We start from the raw sequence: 18,658 nt of genomic DNA, 5'->3' as shown, positions 1-18,658 counted from the left end.
GCTGTGTTGGATTGGCGGTGCTCCCTGGTCCCTGCGCGCTCACACGAGCCGGCACAGTGGTGAACACCATGCGGATGGTCGGGCTGTTCGCCGGAATCGGCGGCCTCGAACTCGGTCTCAGCGACAACGGCTGGCAGACCGAACTGCTCTGTGAGATCGACTCGGGCGCTCAGGCGGTGCTCGCCGCCCGCTTCCCCGGCGTACCGCTGCACGGCGACATCACCCAGCTGCGCGCGATTCCGGCGGGCACCGAACTGGTCGCCGCGGGCTTCCCCTGCCAGGACCTGTCCCAGGCCGGGCGAACGGCGGGCATCACCGGGAAGCGGTCCGGCCTGGTCGACGAGGTGTTCCGGCTGGTGCGCCGCAAACGCGGACCGCGCTGGCTGCTGATCGAGAACGTCCCGTTCATGCTGCAGCTCGGTCGCGGCGCTGCGATGCGCCACATCACCACGGCGCTGGAGGAGCTCGGTTACACCTGGGCCTACCGGGTGGTGGACGCGCGCGCGTTCGGCCTGCCACAGCGGCGTCAGCGGGTCTTGATGCTCGCCTCACGCACCGAGGACCCGCGGCGGGTGCTGTTCGCCGACGACGCGGGCCCGCGCACCGTCGGCGATCCCGACCACGACCCGTGCGGCTTCTATTGGACCGAGGGTGTGCGCGGGCTCGGCTGGGCGGTGAACGCGGTGCCGACGCTCAAGGGCGGTTCGGCGCTCGGCATCGCGAGCCCGCCCGCGGTGCGCCTGCCGTCGGGCGAGATCGTCACGCCGGGCATCGTCGACGGTGAACGGCTGCAGGGCTTCGCCCCCGGATGGACCGCGCCCGCAACGGAAGTCCCCGGTATCCGGCACGGTCATCGATGGAAGCTGGTCGGCAACGCGGTGAGCGTGCGCATGGCCTCCTGGGTCGGCGCCAGGCTGGCCGCGCCGCGCGATCCCATCCCCGGCGATCAACCGCTCGCCCCCGGCCAGCCGTGGCCGGTCGCCGCGTGGGGCCGCGACGGCACCGCCTATCGGGTGCCGGTATCGACCTGGCCGGTGCACGAACCGTACGAGGACCTGCGCGACTTCCTCACCGATTCGCGGCTGCTCTCGGCCCGCGCCACCGCCGGATTCCTGCGCCGCACCGGCATGGGCAGCCTGCGTTTTCCGCCCGGGTTCCTGGCCGACGTGGAGAGCCATCTCGATCGCATGGGCGGCTGGGCGGCATGAGCGGTCAGGCCCGGAGGAGGCAGCGCAGCGTAACCACGCAGGGCCCCGCTCATGTCACAAGGGACACAGCATGAGCCCCTCGTCGCAACGGCCATCGACCGATGCGGCGACCAGCGCGCGTATGTCCCGCCAGCGCCGCGCGGACACCGAACCCGAGCTGGCGCTGCGCCGCGAACTGCATCGGCGCGGACTGCGGTATTTCGTCGACCGCGCACCGCTGCCCGGCCAGCGCCGCCGCGCCGACCTGGTATTTCCCCGGCTGCGCATCGCGGTCTACGTGGACGGCTGCTTCTGGCATCGCTGCCCGGAGCACGCGACCGATCCGAAGAACAACGCCGAGTGGTGGGCCGCCAAGCTCGCGGGCAACGTCACCAGGGATCGGGCCACCGACGCGGCATTGGCCGCCGCCGGATGGCAGGTCATCCGCGTGTGGGAACACGAGGACCCGGTCGACGCGGCCGCACGGGTTCAGGCGGCGGTGCAACGCTGAACCGATCAACGCTGGAGTGATCGACGCTGCAGTGATCGACGCTGAAAATCAGCGGCGGCGGGTGGTGCGAACCAGCGAGCGCGGCGAATGAGCGGCCAGGTATCCGGATGCCGCCATCGCGGCGAGTACGGCGAATCCGGACAGTGCGGTGATGAAGCCGATCATGGGGAACCTCCTTGGGATCGCTTCAGTACTCACCCTCGCCGCCGAACCTGACAAAACCCTGTGCGGCAGTTGGCAATATCCCATCAGACCTGATGGATGGCGTGATCGACCGCACGGCGCGAATACGCCACGCACCTGCCGCTGATCATCGGTTCAGTGGTAACCAGGAGAATGGGACGCGTGAGTGTTAGCCCGAAGATCGCCGAACGGCGCGTCAAGGTGGCGTCCTGGTTGATCGCCGGGGCCATCGCGATCGCCGGTCTCTGCTATTCGTCCTGGGTTCTGCAATTCGTACTGCGCTTGGACAACGACCCGGTCAACTCGTTCCTCAGCCAGCTCGCCGAGCCGGGCGCCCCGTACCGCGAGGTGTTCGCGACCGGCGACAAGATCGTCGGGATACTGCTCGTCCCCGCCGCGCTCGGCGGCCTGCTGCTGTTCCCGCGCCGCCGCCTGACCACCGTCGGATGGGTGGCGCTGTTCTGCTTCGGCGCCGCGACCATCGCCGACGTGCTACTACCACTGAAAGAGTGCGCGCCCGGCGACAGCTCGTGCGGCGCCGGGCACAGCGAACTGTTCCCGCAGCTGCACCAGCCGCACGCGCTCACCAGCACCATCGCGGTGACCTCGATCGCGGTGGCCACCTTCGCGTTCAGCCTGGCCGCCTACCGCTATCACCGCTGGCGCATCCTGCGGGAATTCGGGCTCGTCGTGCTCGTACTCGGGTCGGCGGCGACGGTGTGGATGCTCGTCGCCGACAACCTGCCGGGCAACTACGCGCTCGGCATCGCCCAGCGCATCCAGGTCGGCTCGATGTCACTGTGGCTCATCACCCTTGCCGCGGCCGTCGTGCTCGAGGGCCGCGAATGGACCGAACCCGACGCGGTCGTCGAACCCGACCGCGCCGAATGCTCGGCTACTTGACCGTCAGCCGCACCGTGTAGGTCGCGGTCTTCGCGGGCAGCTTGGCGGTGTCGACGAACAGGATCTCGCCGGTGTCCTGCAGGCCGTTCGGCAGCACCTTCGGCTTCAGCCCGAACGGCGGCTGCTCGCCCTGGCTCGCGGCGAGCCCGAAATCGCTGTCGTTGGCGATGTAGAGCGTCTTACCGCCGTCCAGCGTGGCGACGCCCTCGATCTTGTCGTGGCCGAAGAACTTGCCGTCGGCGTTCAATCCCTTCAGCAGGCCGTTGAAGTCGAGGCTCTTGGTCTTGGCGGCCGGGGTGATGCCCGCCTTCTTCAGCGCGGCGATCGTGTCGGTGGTGGAGCCGGTGCCGACGAGCGCCTCCAGCGCCTTACCGTCGACCTGCAGGCCGCCGCGGTCCGGGTTGTACTGCGCGCCCGGCACATTCGCCTGCGGGCCGACGTCGGTGGCCTGCGCGATATCCACCGTCCACAGCTTCTTGTCCGCCTTGGGCGCCATGTTGCCGTCGCGTTCGTCGATCAGGAAGGTGGTCGCGCTGAGCGCGGTGATCTCCGAATCGGCGACCTTCGTCTTCTTCGGATCCTCCAGCGGCAGCACGAATTCCTTGACCGCCTTGGACTTCAGATCGACGGTGACGATGCGGGTGATCGGCACATCCTTGGCCGAACCGTCGAGATCCGGTGCGCGCAAACCGCTCTGCACCACACCGACCAGGGTGCCGCCGTCCGGGGTGACGGTCAGGCCCTCCATGCCCTGGTTGGGGGTGCGCAGCGAAAGTTCCTTCGGCAGGCCGTTACCGGGGCCGATACGCTCGATCTCCGCGCCCTTGGCGTCGAAATGCACCAGGAACGGGCCGTATTCGTCGGATACCCAGAAGGTGCCGTCGGACAGCGCGACCAACCCCTCGGGATCGAGGCCGTGATCGGTCGGCGGCAGTACATTGCCCGCCAGGTCCTTGATGGTCTCGCCGGTGCTCGCGGCGGAATCGACCTGACCGTTGAAGGGTGTGCCGTTGGCGGTGTGCAATTCGATGGTGGACTGCAGCACCGCGCGGGTGCCGGTCAGCTTGAAGCGGCCGATCTTGGGGACGAACGCCGGTGTCGGCGACAGCTTTTCGTTCTTGCCAGGACCGTCGACATTCGGGCCGCGGTCGGTGAGCCCGTAGAACTCGTCCTTCGCGCCGGGGACCGGCGTCCAGGCGGAGCCGAAACCGCTGCCCTGCACCGTGGTTCCGCCGAAATCGCCGAGCGCCGGAATGTCGGTGGTGTACAGGCGCACCGCGTCGGTGGTGGTGACGGCGAACTTGTCCTCGCCCTGATATCCGGCCTTCGGTGTGTAGACGAGCGCGCCGTCGAGGCGGCGGGTCAGCGTGCCGTGCTCCGGATCGGCGACCGCCACCGCGGCGCTACCGCCGGTCTTGGCGAGCAGATCGTCCAGCGAGATCACCAGCGGCCTGTCCTTCGGCGCGGTGAAATCGGTGTCCGAACTCGACGATGAGCAGGCGGCGGCCAAGATGCCGACAGCGAGGACGGCGGAGGCGGTGATTCGAGAGCTAACTACCACCGTCACTGCCTACCCTGTTTTTCCGACCGGAGGAAGACGGGCGGGTTAACGATTCGCACCACCTCCGGACCGACGCGATCGAGCGGCTGACTGCTCTTTCCGGGGACGGGCCCGCGCACTGTCGATAGGGTCGGAACCGTGACCAGCTCTGCTACCGATCAGATGCTCGATACCGTCGCCAAGGCGACGGACCGCCTCCTAGACACCGTCCGCGGCTACACCGAGGCCGACGTGACCGCCCCGTCGCGCCTGCCGGGCTGGACCCGTGGCCATGTGCTCGCGCACCTGGCCCGCAACGCGGACAGCCTGGTCAACCTGCTGCTCTGGGCGCGCACCGGCATCGAGACCCCGCAGTACGCGAGCATGGCGCTGCGCGACGCCGATATCGAAGCGGGCGCGCCGCGACCGCTCGCCGAGCAGCTGACCGATAACGAGGAGGCCGCCGACCGGTGGCTGGCGCTGGCCCGCGCCATGCCCGCCGCGGCGTGGCAGGCCCCGATCCGCACCCGCCAGGGCCGGGAGATCCCCGGTTCCGAGGTGCCGTGGATGCGCCTGCGCGAGATCGAAATCCATCACGTCGATCTCGGCGCGGGCTATGAAACCTCGGACTGGCCCGCCGAATTCGTGGCCAGGCTGCTGCCGGAGACCGTCACCATGATGAACGCGAAGGACGGCATCCCGGCGATCACGCTGCGGACCACCGACACCGGCTTCACCGCGACGCTCGGCGCCGCGACCGCCGACGGCACCGTCAGCGGTCCGGCCACCGCCGTACTGGCCTGGCTGCTCGGCCGTTCCGACGGCGCCGATCTGGCGGGCCCGGTGCCTGCGCTGCCCGCCTGGCTCTGAGCCGGTTTGACATCAACCTTTGTTGATGTTCGACGCTGTGGCGGTAACCCCCGCAGCGTCGAAAGGAATTGGCATGCCGGACACACCGGTTCAGGTCGCGGTGATCGTCGGTAGTACCCGGGACGGACGATTCGGGCCGACGGTGGCCTCGTGGTTCGTCGAACACGCCGCACAGCGCGGCGACATCGCGATCGACGTCGTCGACCTCGCGCGCACACCGCTGCCCGCGCACATCACGCATCGGCCCGACCCGGCCGAAGCGCAAGCGCTGCAAGCGGTGAGCCCGCGGCTGGCGGCGGCGGACGCGTTCGTGGTGGTGACCCCGGAGTACAACCACAGCTTTCCCGCACCGGTGAAGAACGCGATCGACTGGCACCACAGTCAGTGGCACGCCAAGCCCGTCGGCTTCGTCTCCTACGGCGGCGTCTCCGGCGGTCTGCGCGCGGTGGAGCACCTGCGGCAGGTGTTCGCCGAACTGCACGCGGTCACCGTGCGCGACACCGTGAGCTTCCACGGGGCCGTCGACAAGTTCGACGCCGACGGCCGGCCCATCGATCCGATGACAACGACGGCGGCCGACAAGCTACTCGACCAGCTCCTGTGGTGGGCGGACGCACTGCGTTCGGCGCGCGCCGAACGCCCCTACGTCGCCTGAATCATGGTGCGGGCAGGGTGAATCCGACGGCCGCGCCACCGTCGGGGTGGTTGTCCGCACGCACGGTGCCGCCGTGCGTGGCGATGATGTCGTGCACGATCGCCAGCCCGAGGCCGGAGCCAGGAGTGGCGCGGGTGCGGTCGGCACGATAGAAGCGGTCGAAGACGGCGGCGCGGTCCGCGGTGGCGATACCGGGACCGTGGTCGCGAACCGTGACACTCGTGCGCTGGACGGTGATGTCGACGGGTGCGTCCCGCGGGCTGAACTTGACGGCGTTGTCGACGAGGTTGTCGACGCAGCGGGCCAGGGCGCGAGGACGAGCCGAGACGGTCGCCGGATCGTCGAGCAGCACGGTGATCGCGCGCCCGGTGCGGCGGCGGAAACGCTCGGCGGTGTCCTGCGCGATATCGCTCAGCGCCAACGGCATCGGGTCTTCGACGGCGTACTGGTCGGCGGCGAGTTCCACGAGTTCGCGCACCAGTTCGTCCAGCGCCTTGGCCTCCTGCACGAGGGTGGCCAGCACCTGCGCCTCGTCCTCGGGGGCGAGGCGGCCGTGTGCGCGTTGTAGCAGCTCGGCGCTGCCGCGCACCGAAGTGAGCGGGGTGCGCAGTTCGTGCCCGGCGTCCTCGGCCAGCCGCTGCTGTTGCGCGCGCGAAAAGCGCAGGGCGGCAAGCATGGTGTTGAAGCTGCGGGTCAGCTCGCCGACTTCGCCGCGATCGGCCGCAGGCAGTGTGGTGCCGAGATCCTGTGTGGTGGCGATGTGTTCGGTGGCATCGGCCAGCCGGCGGATGGGACGCAGGATGCGGCCGATGGCCAGCCAGCACGCCAGCGCCGCCGCGGCGAGCGCCAGCGCGGTGATTCCCGTGGTGCGCCAGAGGAATTCGCGATCGATGCGCTCGGCCTCGGCGAAGTTCTGGCTCACCATCACCGCGCCGCCGCCCGGCCTGCCCTTGGTGACGATGCCGTGGCCGACGCCGTCGATGTCGATATCGGTCGCGTTCACGCCCTGGCCGGTGCGCGCCACCGCGAGGTCGGCCTCGGTGACCGGCAAGGGTTCCCGGCCCGGCTGGAGTGGGCGCACGGTGCCGTCGACCAGCAGCAGCTGTTCGGTGGTATCCGGTCGCGGCGGCAGCGGCGCGCCCGCGGCGAGCGCCGCGAGGACGGTGTCGGCGCGATCGGACAGGCCGCGATCGAGCTGATCGGCGATCAGCGGGGTGACGACCCGATACGACGGCACCACGATGATCAGAATGGCGGCGACCACCGCGATGATCGCGACGAGAGTGATTCGGGTGCGCAGCATTACGCGGCTTTGATGGTGTAGCCGACATTGCGGACGGTGTGGATGAGCCGCGGCGCGCCGTCCTCCTCGGTCTTGCGTCGCAGATAGCCGATGTACACATCGAGCGACCTGGATTCGGTATCGAAGTCGAAGCCCCAGATATGTTCGTAGATACGGCTTCTGGTCAGCACGATCCGCTCGTTGCGCATGAGCAGCTCGAGTACGTCGAATTCGGTTCTGGTCAGGTCGAGTTCGCGCGGGCCGCGGCGTACCTCGCGGGTCGCCGGATCGAGGCTCAGATCGCCGACCGTGAGCGTGTGCTGGTCGACGCCGGGTTCGGGTGCGCTGCGACGCAGCAGGGCGCGCAGCCTGGCGAGGAGTTCGTCGGTCGCGAACGGCTTGGCCAGGTAGTCGTCGGCGCCCGCGTCGAGCCCGGCGACCCGGTCGCCGACCTGATCCCGTGCGGTGAGCACCAGGATCGGCAGCCGGTCGCCGTTGCGGCGCAGCCGACGGCACAGCGACAGGCCGTCCAGCTCCGGCATGACCACATCGACCACCGCCATATCCGGGCGGTCGCGCTCGATCAGCGTCAAGGCGGCGAGTCCGTCCTCGGCCAGCAGCACCCGGTAGCCCTCGAAACGCAGCAGCTGGTTCAGGGTGCTGCGGACATTCGGGTCGTCCTCGACGACGAGCACGGTGGCGGCGGTGGTCACGGCACCATTGTCACGCTGCGGTGATGCGGTCATGTCGGCCGTCGTCTCAGTTCGTGACCGGTGTCACGGCGATCGGCGGGATGGTGGCGACGCAGTCGGTGGGACCTGGATCGCCGGTGCGTACGAATCGGGTGATGAGGTCGGTCACGCAGCCGCCGGGCGCCATATCCGGAACGTGTCCGGTATTCGGGACCGAGACGAACGTGGCGTGCGGAAAGCGCTTGGCGGCCAGCTTGCCGTTGGCGTCGGGGGTGATGGCGTCCAGGTCGCCGGACAGCACGAGCACCGGCACGTCGGGCAGCGCCGCGGTCATCTGCGCGGGACGCACCAGGCCGTTCGCGGGCCAGCCGAGGCAGGCGTCGCCACCGTCGCGCTGGGCGGCCGAGAAGCCCTCCGCACTGAACGCGCCGAGCGATCCGGCGCGGTCGATCGCCTGCCGGTACTGCTGCTCCCTGGTCGGGGTGTCCGCCTCGGGCGACCACAGCGACGAATAGTCGTTGCAGGCGACGGTCATGTACAGGTCGATGTTCTCGAAGGTCGGCTGCCCGGCCGCCGCGGCGGCGAAGGCGCGCAGCGGAGCGTCATCGCCGCGCACCGCCGCGTGCAGCGCCGCGGGGACGGTGCCGAGCAGCGGTTCGGTCGTCGGGTCGGCGCCGACGCCGCTGGTGGCCCCCTCGAACAGCAGGTTGCCGAGCTTGCCCTCGGTGAGCGTCATCGGCGCCGGGCCGTCGATGATCAGCGGCACGGTGCGCAGGCGCGCGGCGACGGTCCGCAGATCCGCGACCGCGGTCGCACCGTCGCAGGCGGCGCTGCGCTCGCAGATGCGGTGCAGCGCCTGCGAAACCGCCTCGGCGTTGGGGCGCTGCAGCGGATCGAAATCGACGGGGTAGGCGCCCGAGAGCACGATCGACTGCACCGTCTCGGGATGCCGCTGCGCGTAGATCGGCATCAGGTAGGTGCCGTAGGAGATCCCGTACAGCACCAGCTTCGGGATCTCGAGTTGCGCACGCACGGCATCGAAGTCGTCGGCCGTGGCCGCCGAGGTGTAGCCGACGGCGCGCGGGCCGAGTCGCTCGGCGCACCGAGCCACGGTCTGCCGCTGTGCTTCTCGCGTGCCGAGCTGGTAGTCCTGTTCGGACGCACCGCAATCCAGCGGGCTCGATTCACCGGTGCCGCGCGGATCGATCAGGAGCAGATCGTGATCGGTGAGCAGGCCGGTGTCCATCAGCCGCACCGCCTCGGCGGCATGCGCGATGAGCGGCACGCCGGGACCACCCGGGTTGGGTGCGATGACACCGGCCGCAGGCGCGTCGGTGTTACCGCGCCGCACCAGCGCATAGCTCACCTGGACCTCGCCGAGTTCCGGTTTGCCGGACACCAGCGGCCGCGCCACCGTCCCGCATTCGACCCGATGCCCCTGCACCGTCGGACACCACGACGGGGCCGCGGCGGACTGCTCGGTCCCGCAGGCGGGCAGGCTCATCGCCAACACCGCGGCCGCGGCGGCGCCCATCGCCCCGCGCACACTCCAATGCATCCTGAAAACCCTTTCGCCACCGTGCCTCTCGGAACGAGGCAACGACAGTGATCCTGGGTGGCCGTTGTCGGAGCGCGGTCAGACGAACGGCAAAAGTGTGTAAGAAAGTCAGCGGGTGTCGCGGACCATGGCTTCGACGGAGCGGGGCAGCGGAACCCAGCCGAGCTCGCGGCGGGCCAGGGCGCTGTCGCTGACCAGGCAGCTCGGTTCCGGAGCGGCGGGACGGTATTCGACGGCGATCGGCTGCCCGGTCACCCGTTCGACGGCGGCGACGACATCGTTGACGCTCGTGCCTGCGCCACTGCCGATGTTGTAGCGGCGGTACGCACCCGGCGCGGGAAGATGGCCGATCGCCGCGGTGAACGCGCGTGCGGCGTCATCGACGTGGACGAAGTCGCGGACAGCGGTCCCATCACCGTTGACGGTGAGCGTTGCCCCCGCGGCGGCCAGTGCGCGCGGCATGATCCGGGTGGGCTCGGGATCCGCTCCGCCCGCGATATTGAACAACCGCAACGTGATCGCCCCGAGCTGACCGGCGGCCACCCGTGCTGCGATCGCCCGCTCGGCCGCCAATTTGCTCACGGCGTAGGGATGCGGCGGATCGTCGGGTAGCTCCTCCGGCATCGGCTGACGCTCGGGTGCGCCGTAAATCGCTGCCGTAGAGGCGAATACGAGCCGCCGCACGCCCGCTGCCGCCATGGCGTCCAGCAGCGCCTCCGTACCGCCCACGTTGACGTCGTGATACCGCGACGGCTGACTGAGCGATTCCCGCGCCCGCCCCAACCCGGCGAGATGGCAGACCGCGTCGACATCCCGCACCGCGTCCACGAGCGACCCACGATCCAGCAGATCGCCGACCCGGAACCCCGCGCAGGCCTGTCCGCGCACCATCCCGGTGACCGCGTGCCCGGCGCCACGCAGCGACCGGACCACCGCCCCACCGAGATAACCACCCGCCCCGGTCACGAGCACGCGCATGCGATCCCTTTCAGAACGACAACCCCTCGATTATTCGTGTCGATGCCGCGCGCTGCCGCCCAGGGGGACGGCAAATGTAAGTCATTCGTCCGATAGAGCGAGAGTTGTTGTCTGGCAACATGGCTGGCGTTCGTCCAAGCCAAATATGAGGGAGTCTGTACTCGATGAGAAATCTTCGGAACTCTGTTTCGGCCGCGATCGTGCTGGCCGGCGCCGGCCTGGTGCTGAGCGCACCGCAGGCTTCGGCCGAGATCGGCGCCCGTGTCGTGATCGCCGGCGGCGGGCTGAGCAATGGGGTCGGGACGGGGTGCGCCTACGAGGTGGTCGCGACCGGCGCGACCGGCGCGGGCATGAACTTCTACGACAACGGCGCCTTGTTCGCCGCGACCCAGGCGAGCTCGGCCCCGAAGACGCACACCGCCAGGTGGACCCCGGCGACGCCGGGTACGCACACCATCCTGGTCACGCAGAACGACGATTCGAAGACGATCGTGCTCACGGTGGGCACCGGGATCAACGCGGGCAGTTCCTGCCTCGTGCTGTGACGGACATGACAGCGCCCGGACGAGCGATCGTCCGGGCGTTGCGAACTACCCCATAACGCGAACAAACCGCGAACCAATCCTGCGTTCGCGGTTTGCGCGTTCAGCGTTTCCGCCGATACATGGTGCGCCCGAAGGGATTCGAACCCCTAACCTTCTGATCCGTAGTCAGATGCTCTATCCGTTGAGCTACGGGCGCATGGCATTCTTCAGTTGTCACCCAGCCGAAGCTGGGTGTGGCGGAGGCGAGAGGATTTGAACCTCCGGTCCCCGTGAAGGGACAACTCATTAGCAGTGAGTCCCATTCGGCCGCTCTGGCACGCCTCCTGGAGCCTTCTCTTCGAGGGCACCGGTCCTTTCGAACCGCCGAGCATGAAGGTTACAGTAGCCGCCGTCCAGATCGCAAAACGCCTGGTTACTCAGCGTAAGTTGCTGTCGAACCAGGCGAAAATGCGGACCTGGGACGGATCGTCGGCCTCGGGGTGATCGGCGCGGTGATGCAGTCCCGGATAGGTGACCACGAGGCTGGCCACCGCGGCGCGAGCGGTGGCGTCGCGCAGTCGGTCGATATGGGCGGGCGGAGTCGCCGGATCGTCGGTGCCGTACAGGCCGAGCCACGGCGCCTGCAGGTTCGGCGCGGCGTGCACCAGCGCGTCGGCCTGGTCGGTGAGCGGCTCCACGATGCCGGGCGCCGCGACGCTCACCGCGGCGCCGATCGGCCGGTTGGTGGCGACCAGGAAGGCGGCGGTGCCCGCGGAATCGAAACCGAGGACGCCGATGGTGTCGGGAAACACACCGCGGCGGGTCAGCCAATCGAAGCAGGCGTCGAAATCGTCGAACAGTTCCTCACCGAAGACCGCGCCGGGCGGTTCACCGTTGACCCGGTGGAACAGATTGGGCGCGACCACCGTCCAGCCCTCGGTGGCCAGCGCGTCCATCAGATCCAGCAGCGTCCTGGTGAACTCCCGGGATTCGTGCAGCACCACGATCGCACCGCGCGCGTTGCCCTCCGGCTCGACCACCGTGATGGGTACCCGGGCATTGGCGGCCCGCGCCATATCCTCGCCGCCACGCAGTGGGGCAATATCGTCGTAAGTGCCCGACATGGAACCAGGGTATGGCGACTTCCTGATCTTGGCGAGAAATTCCAGCTGAACGGCTATCGACCACAGAATTTCCGGTACGGAGCCTAGGGTTTCGGAAGGCGACCTAAGGTGGATGGTGTGACAGTGCACATTCGGCCGGATCTGGATTCGATCCCGGCGTACGTCCCCGGCCGCAATCACCCAGGCGCGGTGAAACTGGCCAGCAACGAAACCACCTTCGGCCCGCTACCCGCGGCAGCCAAGGCCATCGCCGAAGCGGCCGAACTGGCCAACCGGTATCCCGACAACCAGGCGAGCGAGCTACGCGCGGCGCTCGCGGAGTTTCTCGGCGTCTCCGTCGCGAATGTCGCGGTCGGCTGCGGCAGCGTCGCGCTGTGCCAGGAACTGGTGCAGATCACCTGCGACACCCCCACCGACGAGGTGCTGTTCGCCTGGCGCTCGTTCGAGGCGTATCCGATCGTCACGCAGGTCGGCAACGCCACCTCGGTGACGGTGCCGCTCACGCCGGAGCTGGCGTACGACCTGGACGCGCTCGCCGCGGCGGTCACCGAGCGCACCAAGCTGATCTTCGTCTGCAACCCGAACAACCCGACCGGCACCGCGGTCGGCCGCGCGGAGCTCGAGCGGTTCCTCGACAAGATCCCGGCGCGGGTGCTCGTCGTGCTCGACGAGGCCTATCACGAATATCTGCGGCTGGCGCCCGAAGATCGGCCCGACGGTGTGGAATTGGGCCGCACGCGGCCGAATGTGATTGTGCTGCGCACCTTTTCCAAGGCCTACGGGCTCGCGGGGCTGCGCGCGGGTTACGCCGTCGGCGATCCCGCGGTGATCACCGCGCTGATGAAGGTGCACATCCCGTTCAGCGTCAACCGGGTCGCACAGGCCGCGGCCATCGCGTCGCTGGAGGCGCGACACGAATTGCTGGACCGCACAGAGACTCTCGTCATCGAGCGGGACCGGATTCGCGACGCTCTGCGCGCCGTGGGCTACCAGGTGCCGCCGAGCGAGGCGAACTTCCTGTGGCTGCCACTCGGCGCGCGCAGCGTCGAATACGGCGAGGCGAGCGCGGAAGCCGGTGTGCTGCTTCGCCCCTACAGCACCGACGGCGTCCGGGTGACCATCGGTGACCCGCACGAGAACGAGGCGTTCCTGCGCTTCGCCACCGATCCCGCCGTCGTGGCGAAGTTTGTCTGAGCAGTTCCGCTAGCGAGTGCCGATCGCGTTCGCGATGGTCGGCCACGACTTGCGCAGCTCGTCGGCCCAATACGGCCAGGAGTGGGTCCCGGTCGGCCGGAAGTCACTGGTCACCGGGATCTTCAGGTGCTCGAGGCGCTCGACGAGCCTGCGCGTGCACATGTTGGTCGCGGCCTCCAGCGGGCCGCCGAAGCCGATCGCGCTCGTCACGTCGACATTCGGCGTGCCGGGCACGTCGTACTGACCGGGTATGCCGCTGCCGACCGACACGTAGATCGCCTTGCCGCGCAACCCTTCCGCGTGCAGCGTGACGTCGTGGGCGAGCCATTCGGGATCGTCCTGGCCACCGAACATGTTGTCCGGCTCGCCCTGATAGGTCGCCACCACCGCGCGCGCCTGCGCCTGCCCCAAATCGGTTCCCGTGGAGAAACAACCGCTGTGCGCGCCGACAGCCTGGTACAGAGTCGGCTGCCGGAACGCGAGCATCATCGCGGCCTCGGCGCCCATCGAGACGCCCATGACCGCGTTGCGGCCGTTGCCATCGAACCTCGCGTTCAGCAGCGGGGGCAGCTCGCGGGCGAGGAACGTCTCCCACATGTTGGTGCCGAGCACGGGATCCGGCTTCCGCCAATCGGTGTAGAAGCTGGCCGGGCCGCCGACGGTGAACACCACGTTGACGTCTTTGTCGTCGTAGAACCGTACGGCGTCGCCGAGATCGATCCAGTTGTTGGATTCCGGCTGGGCACTGCGCCCGTCGAGCATGTAGATCGTCGGGCGCGCCGCGGACCGATTCCGCGGCAGCAGCACCTGCACCTGCACCGTGCGCTGCATCGCAGGCGATTTGACGAAGACCTTCAGCAATCTGTCGGTTATCGGCTCGACACGGTCGATCGACGGGCGCGAAGGGCCTGGTGTGACGGTCGGTTCGGCGGGGCCGGGACCGTCCGAGGATCCGGTACCGACCGGCGGTTCGGCAACCACGCGGGGCGCCCCGAATGCCGCCGCACCGGTCAGCAGTGCGGCAGTGACAACAACGCTGGAGACCCAGCGGCGCGCGACGCGCCGTAACAGCATGGCCGCCATGGTAGCCGGACATCGAGCGTCCTCCGGCCGGTCACGCCACGCATCGATGCCGAACCGCTGGTCGGCGCTCGATCGTCAGTTCGACGCGAGGTCGTCCTGCCAGCGCTGCTCCACCCGCGCGAAACGCCAGACCGCCACCGCGACGGCCCAGGTGAGAACGAACAGTCCGACGATGAGGTAGCCGAGATCGCCGAGATCGAGATTGCCGATCCAGGCCACCACGCCCGACTCGACATCGAGCTTGTCCGCGAAGATCGAAACGATCTCCTGGCCACCGATCAGCAACGCCACCGCAACAGAGAGGCCGGTGATCACCAGGTTGTAGTAGATCTTGCGCACCGGCTTGGCGAAGGCCCAGTCGTAGGCGTAACTCATGAACGAACCGTCGAGCGAATCGAACAGCGCCATCCCGGCCGAGAACAGCACGGGCAGCACCAGAATCGAATACCACGGCAACCCTGTTGCCGCCGCGCCGCCCGCGATCACCAGCAACCCGACCTCGGTGACGGTGTCGAAACCGAGACCGAACAGCAGCCCGACCGGATACATGTGCACCGGTTTACGCACCAGCCGCACCACCGGCGCGAGCACGCGATTCAGCAGGCCGCGGCTGTCGAGTTCGCGCTCGAGTTGCGCTTCGTCGAAATCGCCGTGGCGCATACGGCGGAACACCCGCCAGATCCCGATCAGCGAGGCCAGATTCAGCAGGCCGATGGCGATCAGGAAGGTGCCGGACATGCTGGTGCCCCACAGGCCGGTCCAGCGCTGCAACGCCGAATCCTCATCCTCCAGATTCGCCGCCAGCGCGCGCACCCCGAACGCGAGCAGCGCCACGAGGACGAACACCACGGTGGAGTGACCGAGCGCGAACCAGAAGCCGACCGATTGGACCTTCTTACTTCCGTTCTCCGCCACCAGCTTTCGCGTGGTGTTATCGATCGCGGCGATATGGTCGGCGTCGAACGCGTGGCGCATGCCGAGCGTGTACGCGGTCACACCGAGCCCGACCCCGAATACCGCGCCCTGCACCACGTGATGACCCGGCACCACGAGCAGCAGCAGTACGCCCCAGCCGATCACATGCAGCGCGACAACGGTGGCCGCCATTCCCACAACACTGCGCACGAGCAAACCCTCACTACTGAATCGCGGATCGGGTCAACCGTACTCGACATCGCTGGTTCGCCGAGTACCGATACGGTCCGTGCAGCAAATCCAGCAAATTCGGGCACACAGCCAGCACACTCGCCGTAGGCTGGTCCCCGGGCCTCTTTCGGGCGTCTACTAGGACAAGCATGATTGTGGATCCACACCATCGGCACCGAGGTCACCCTGCTGTGCGCCTGCACAGCAAGCCCGCCCGCCGGTTGACGCGTAGCCGCGACAGACCCCGCGCCGCCCCAGCACCCTTCGCGTGGAAGCTATTTCGCGGCATCACCGCATCCACCCGCCCTCGCGGACCGCCACGGCGGGCGATTCCGGCCGCGCGCTCGCGCGAATTCTCTGCTCGAACTCGTCTGTTTCACCGCAGCACCTATGCCCGACCGGAGAACATCGTGAACCCTGTGCTACCCGTTCCCCCGCTCCACGAGCCGCCCGACACAAAGCCTTTCAGCCTCGATCTGAAACGGCGGATGCGGGAGTGCGACGAATTCTTCCGGCTGCCCGAACTCGCGCACCTGTCGGCGCAGCGCCGCCGCACCGCGCTGGAGCAGCTCGAACAAACCGGCACCTATCTGCAAACCGCCGAGGAAATCCTGATCGGCGCCAAACTCGCGTGGCGCAATCACGCCCGCTGCGTCGGCCGAAAACATTGGCGCTCACTGAAACTGCTCGACGCCCGTCGCGTGCGCTCGGCCCGCGACCTGGCCGAGGTCTGCTGGCAGCACCTGCACATGGCCACCAACGGCGGCTCCATCCAGTCGCTGATCACCGTCGGCCCGCCGCGCCAGGCCGACGGCCGCGAATTCCGCATCGTCAGCCCACAGCTCATCCGCTACGCCGGCTACCGCAACGGCGACGGCACCGTCACCGGCGACGCCGCGCACATCGCGCTCACCGAATTCGCCAGGAAACTCGGATGGCGCGGCGCCAGAACACCGTTCGACATCCTGCCGCTGCTCATCAGCACTCCCGACGAACCGATCCGCTGGTTCGACATACCGCCCGAACTGGCCATGCAGGTGCCGCTGGAACACCCGGACTTCGACTGGTTCGCCGGACTCGGCCTGAAATGGCATGCGCTGCCCGCGGTATCGAATATGAACCTGGAAGTCGGCGGCGTCACCTATCCGTTCGCGCCCTTCAACGGGTGGTACCTCGGCGCCGAGATCGGCGCGCGCAACCTGAGCGACGCCAACCGGTACAACATGCTGCCGCTCATCGGCGAGATGATGGGGCTCGACACGGCCATGGAACGCACACTCTGGCGGGACCGGGCGCTGGTCGAGCTGAATCGCGCGGTGCTGTACAGCTTCCGGAAAGCGAAGGTGCACATCGTCGACCACCACACGGTGGCCAAACAGTTCTGCGACCACGTCAGCCGCGAGGAGGCCGCAGGCCGCACTTGCCCCACCGATTGGAGCTGGATCAACCCACCCCTCTCCTCCGGCCTGACCCCCACCTTCCACCGCTACTACGACCCACCCGACCTGACCATCCGCCCCAATTTCGTCCGCCGGGATTTCAGCGCGGAGGCGAGCATCTGAGCTGATCGATGCCGGGTCGGAGCATGTCGGTGGGCCGCCCTATCGTTGCAGGACAGACAACAGCGTCGATACTGCACGGAGGGGGCGTCATCCATGGGTAAGCAGCGTGGTCGGCGGGGTGCCGAGTCGCGTCACAGGCAGGGTGCCGACTCCGGGCAGCGAGGCGGAGCCGATCGAGGACAGGCTCGGGCCACGTCTGCGGATGCGGAGCGGATCGCCAACGCGATCATGGTTGCTGCTGCTGAATTGGTGCAGGGGCGGAAGAATGCCGCGGGGCGGTGCGCCATTGATCTGGTCGGGCGCGATCCGCTACGGCGGGAGGTGGAACACGGCGCACTGATGGCGGGGCAATACGTCATCCTGCGGGTGTTCCAGAACGGCTGGCTGCCCGGGGATGTTCACCAGGCGGCGTTACGCAATGTCGACGAGTTCGCGGTGGCGTTCCTGACCGATGTGATCGCTTCTTACGTCCAGCCTTTCGCGGCGACGTCGATCGATGAGACCTGGCGGGCGCAGCTGAACGAGCTCGAGGCCACGGTCTGGTGGTCGGAGTCGGAGCCGCATCTCGGTCAGTACGCGGCGAAGCAGCTGCTCACTCCGGTCGAAGCGGTGACGACGGTGATCGAGGCGCTGGCGCTGCTGATTCGGTTGCCACAGCTGGAGCTCATCCGTCCGCTACCCGGCACCGCGCGCCCCCGAGCCGCCACGCATCATGCGGTCGACGAGAAGGTGTTGAGCCGGGTGCGGGGTCTGCTGGCGAAAGCCGAGTCGACCTCGTTTCCCGAAGAGGCCGAGGCGCTTTCGGCCAAGGCACAGGAGCTGATGACCAAGTACGCGCTCGATCGGGTGCTGATCGATGCGGATACTTCGGTCCCCGATCTCCCCGGCGCCCGCCGAATCTGGCTGGACACACCGTATGTCGACGCCAAGGCGCTGCTGGTCGATGTGGTGAGCACAGCCAATCGGTGCCGCGCGATCTTCGCCTCGGCCTGGGGCTTCATGACCGTGGTCGGCGACGAATCCGACCTGGACGCCGTCGAACTCCTCACGACTTCCCTACTCGTGCAAGCCACCCGCGCGATGATCGCCACCGGCAACCAGCGCGCCCGCACCGCCGACTCGCGAAGCCGCTCCTACCGCAAGTCCTTCCTCATCGCTTACGCCACCCGCATCGGCGAGCGCCTAGCCGAGGCGAACACCACCACCATCGCCGAGTCCCCCGACTCCGCCCGCTTACTCCCCGTCCTCGCCTCCCACCAACTAAAGGTCGACGAGGCCTTCGACACCCTCTTCCCCCAAGCCCGCAACCGCAGCATCTCCATCGCCAACGCCAACGGCTGGGACGCAGGCCGTGCCGCCGCCGACCGCGCCCACCTACAAGCCCGCCGCGCCGTCGGAAAGTAGACGCCCCGCAATCGGTGCGCGCGAATGGTCGAGCGCAATCGAGCGGCAGGGCGTGAATGAGGGTTGACGGATATTCGATAGAGGGTCCGGAAACGCCGAAAGCCCCTCGACCGTAGTCGAGGGGCTTTCGCGAATGATGTTCCGGCGGTGTCCTACTCTCCCACACTCTGTCGAGTGCAGTACCATCGGCGCAGGTGGCCTTAGCTTCCGGGTTCGGAATGGGACCGGGCGTTTCCCCACCGCTATAGCCGCCGTAACTCTA

The 18,658-nt window shown here is 68.2% G+C and carries 17 protein-coding genes, 2 tRNA genes and 1 rRNA gene; 9 read left to right on the top strand and 11 right to left on the bottom strand.

The window, feature by feature from the left end:
• Window positions 1-74 precede the first annotated feature (74 nt).
• From ACIG5A_RS14215 to ACIG5A_RS14205, 3 genes are all read left to right on the top strand, one after another.
• On the top strand, window positions 75-1,208 hold the full coding sequence (locus ACIG5A_RS14215; RefSeq protein ID WP_397241746.1) for a DNA cytosine methyltransferase: 1,134 nt from the start codon (window positions 75-77) through the stop codon (window positions 1,206-1,208).
• 70 nt (window positions 1,209-1,278) lie between these two features.
• Window positions 1,279-1,698, top strand: a complete 420-nt coding sequence (locus tag ACIG5A_RS14210; RefSeq protein ID WP_397240646.1) for a very short patch repair endonuclease — start codon at window positions 1,279-1,281, stop codon at window positions 1,696-1,698.
• Between the two features lie 345 nt (window positions 1,699-2,043).
• Window positions 2,044-2,784 carry a DUF998 domain-containing protein gene (locus ACIG5A_RS14205; RefSeq protein WP_397240645.1) on the top strand — a complete coding sequence of 247 codons (741 nt, stop codon included), beginning with the start codon at window positions 2,044-2,046 and terminating at the stop codon, window positions 2,782-2,784.
• Here ACIG5A_RS14205 and ACIG5A_RS14200 read toward each other — a convergent pair.
• Window positions 2,777-4,351, bottom strand: coding sequence for an esterase-like activity of phytase family protein (locus ACIG5A_RS14200; protein ID WP_397240644.1), 1,575 nt, complete (start codon window positions 4,349-4,351; stop codon window positions 2,777-2,779). The two genes, ACIG5A_RS14205 and ACIG5A_RS14200, sit on opposite strands and share 8 nt — an antisense overlap.
• Window positions 4,352-4,483: 132 nt before the next feature.
• Here ACIG5A_RS14200 and ACIG5A_RS14195 point away from each other — a divergent pair, with 132 nt between their 5' ends.
• Entirely contained in the window at window positions 4,484-5,194 is a 711-nt protein-coding gene (locus tag ACIG5A_RS14195) for a maleylpyruvate isomerase family mycothiol-dependent enzyme (protein WP_397240643.1), read from the top strand.
• Window positions 5,195-5,267: 73 nt separating this feature from the next.
• Window positions 5,268-5,849 (top strand): NADPH-dependent FMN reductase, encoded by a 582-nt coding sequence (locus ACIG5A_RS14190; RefSeq protein ID WP_397240642.1) that lies wholly within the window; start codon window positions 5,268-5,270, stop codon window positions 5,847-5,849.
• A gap of 1 nt (window position 5,850) precedes the next feature.
• Here ACIG5A_RS14190 and ACIG5A_RS14185 read toward each other — a convergent pair whose 3' ends face one another.
• The 4 genes from ACIG5A_RS14185 to ACIG5A_RS14170 all read right to left on the bottom strand — a co-directional run bounded on the left by ACIG5A_RS14185 (window position 5,851) and on the right by ACIG5A_RS14170 (window position 10,359).
• Complete coding sequence (locus ACIG5A_RS14185) at window positions 5,851-7,152, bottom strand: ATP-binding protein (protein WP_397240641.1); 1,302 nt, start codon at window positions 7,150-7,152, stop codon at window positions 5,851-5,853.
• Complete coding sequence (locus ACIG5A_RS14180; RefSeq protein WP_397240640.1) at window positions 7,152-7,844, bottom strand: response regulator transcription factor; 693 nt, start codon at window positions 7,842-7,844, stop codon at window positions 7,152-7,154. Before ACIG5A_RS14180 ends, ACIG5A_RS14185 begins: the two co-directional genes overlap by 1 nt.
• Before the next feature lie 46 nt (window positions 7,845-7,890).
• Window positions 7,891-9,381: an alpha/beta hydrolase gene (locus tag ACIG5A_RS14175; protein WP_397240639.1), complete on the bottom strand. Its 1,491-nt coding sequence runs from the start codon at window positions 9,379-9,381 to the stop codon at window positions 7,891-7,893.
• A 108-nt stretch (window positions 9,382-9,489) separates the two neighbouring features.
• Window positions 9,490-10,359, bottom strand: coding sequence for an NAD-dependent epimerase/dehydratase family protein (locus tag ACIG5A_RS14170; RefSeq protein WP_397240638.1), 870 nt, complete (start codon window positions 10,357-10,359; stop codon window positions 9,490-9,492).
• Between the two features lie 164 nt (window positions 10,360-10,523).
• Between ACIG5A_RS14170 and ACIG5A_RS14165 the strand changes: the two genes are divergently transcribed.
• Window positions 10,524-10,904 carry a hypothetical protein gene (locus ACIG5A_RS14165; protein ID WP_397240637.1) on the top strand — a complete coding sequence of 127 codons (381 nt, stop codon included), beginning with the start codon at window positions 10,524-10,526 and terminating at the stop codon, window positions 10,902-10,904.
• 120 nt (window positions 10,905-11,024) lie between these two features.
• Here the strand turns inward: ACIG5A_RS14165 and ACIG5A_RS14160 are convergent.
• From ACIG5A_RS14160 to ACIG5A_RS14150, 3 genes are all read right to left on the bottom strand, one after another.
• Window positions 11,025-11,100, bottom strand: a tRNA-Arg gene (locus tag ACIG5A_RS14160).
• Window positions 11,101-11,138: 38 nt separating this feature from the next.
• Window positions 11,139-11,228: transfer RNA gene (locus tag ACIG5A_RS14155), tRNA-Ser, on the bottom strand.
• A 92-nt stretch (window positions 11,229-11,320) separates the two neighbouring features.
• Window positions 11,321-12,007 (bottom strand): dienelactone hydrolase family protein, encoded by a 687-nt coding sequence (locus tag ACIG5A_RS14150; RefSeq protein WP_397240636.1) that lies wholly within the window; start codon window positions 12,005-12,007, stop codon window positions 11,321-11,323.
• A 117-nt stretch (window positions 12,008-12,124) separates the two neighbouring features.
• On the opposite strand from ACIG5A_RS14150, the gene hisC reads away from it, so the two are divergent.
• A complete protein-coding gene (hisC, locus tag ACIG5A_RS14145; protein ID WP_397240635.1) occupies window positions 12,125-13,201 on the top strand; it encodes a histidinol-phosphate transaminase in 1,077 nt (358 codons plus the stop codon).
• A 9-nt stretch (window positions 13,202-13,210) separates the two neighbouring features.
• Here the strand turns inward: hisC and ACIG5A_RS14140 are convergent, their stop codons facing one another.
• The gene (locus tag ACIG5A_RS14140; protein WP_397240634.1) at window positions 13,211-14,275 is read right to left on the bottom strand and encodes an alpha/beta hydrolase; all 1,065 of its coding nucleotides are present in this window, start codon (window positions 14,273-14,275) and stop codon (window positions 13,211-13,213) included.
• An 84-nt stretch (window positions 14,276-14,359) separates the two neighbouring features.
• Entirely contained in the window at window positions 14,360-15,391 is a 1,032-nt protein-coding gene (locus tag ACIG5A_RS14135; protein ID WP_397241744.1) for a HoxN/HupN/NixA family nickel/cobalt transporter, read from the bottom strand.
• Window positions 15,392-15,918: 527 nt separating this feature from the next.
• On the opposite strand from ACIG5A_RS14135, the gene ACIG5A_RS14130 reads away from it, so the two are divergent.
• Window positions 15,919-16,992 (top strand): nitric oxide synthase oxygenase, encoded by a 1,074-nt coding sequence (locus ACIG5A_RS14130; RefSeq protein ID WP_397240633.1) that lies wholly within the window; start codon window positions 15,919-15,921, stop codon window positions 16,990-16,992.
• Window positions 16,993-17,220: 228 nt separating this feature from the next.
• Window positions 17,221-18,396 carry a DUF2786 domain-containing protein gene (locus tag ACIG5A_RS14125; RefSeq protein WP_397240632.1) on the top strand — a complete coding sequence of 392 codons (1,176 nt, stop codon included), beginning with the start codon at window positions 17,221-17,223 and terminating at the stop codon, window positions 18,394-18,396.
• Window positions 18,397-18,535: 139 nt separating this feature from the next.
• On the opposite strand, the gene rrf is transcribed toward ACIG5A_RS14125, so the two are convergent.
• Window positions 18,536-18,652 (bottom strand): 5S ribosomal RNA (rrf, locus tag ACIG5A_RS14120).
• Between the last annotated feature and the right edge of the window lie 6 nt (window positions 18,653-18,658).

The sequence above is a fragment of the Nocardia sp. NPDC052566 genome (genome assembly GCF_044547285.1).
In the GTDB taxonomy this organism is placed as follows: Bacteria; Actinomycetota; Actinomycetes; order Mycobacteriales; family Mycobacteriaceae; genus Nocardia.
The sequence above is the reverse complement of the archived record's forward strand: the minus strand, read 5'-3'. Positions and strand labels throughout refer to the sequence as shown.

Excerpts from the sequence above, each read along its gene's own strand:
- ACIG5A_RS14170 (WP_397240638.1), bottom strand. The coding sequence starts at position 10,359 with ATGCGCGTGCTCGTGACCGGGGCGGGTGGTTATCTCGGTGGGGCGGTG.
- ACIG5A_RS14165 (WP_397240637.1), top strand. The coding sequence starts at position 10,524 with ATGAGAAATCTTCGGAACTCTGTTTCGGCCGCGATCGTGCTGGCCGGC.
- ACIG5A_RS14190 (WP_397240642.1), top strand. The coding sequence starts at position 5,268 with ATGCCGGACACACCGGTTCAGGTCGCGGTGATCGTCGGTAGTACCCGG.
- ACIG5A_RS14175 (WP_397240639.1), bottom strand. The coding sequence starts at position 9,381 with ATGCATTGGAGTGTGCGCGGGGCGATGGGCGCCGCCGCGGCCGCGGTG.
- ACIG5A_RS14140 (WP_397240634.1), bottom strand. The coding sequence starts at position 14,275 with ATGCTGTTACGGCGCGTCGCGCGCCGCTGGGTCTCCAGCGTTGTTGTC.
- ACIG5A_RS14150 (WP_397240636.1), bottom strand. The coding sequence starts at position 12,007 with ATGTCGGGCACTTACGACGATATTGCCCCACTGCGTGGCGGCGAGGAT.
- ACIG5A_RS14135 (WP_397241744.1), bottom strand. The coding sequence starts at position 15,391 with ATGGCGGCCACCGTTGTCGCGCTGCATGTGATCGGCTGGGGCGTACTG.
- ACIG5A_RS14215 (WP_397241746.1), top strand. The coding sequence starts at position 75 with ATGGTCGGGCTGTTCGCCGGAATCGGCGGCCTCGAACTCGGTCTCAGC.
- ACIG5A_RS14210 (WP_397240646.1), top strand. The coding sequence starts at position 1,279 with ATGAGCCCCTCGTCGCAACGGCCATCGACCGATGCGGCGACCAGCGCG.
- ACIG5A_RS14130 (WP_397240633.1), top strand. The coding sequence starts at position 15,919 with ATGCGGGAGTGCGACGAATTCTTCCGGCTGCCCGAACTCGCGCACCTG.
- ACIG5A_RS14185 (WP_397240641.1), bottom strand. The coding sequence starts at position 7,152 with ATGCTGCGCACCCGAATCACTCTCGTCGCGATCATCGCGGTGGTCGCC.
- ACIG5A_RS14125 (WP_397240632.1), top strand. The coding sequence starts at position 17,221 with ATGGTTGCTGCTGCTGAATTGGTGCAGGGGCGGAAGAATGCCGCGGGG.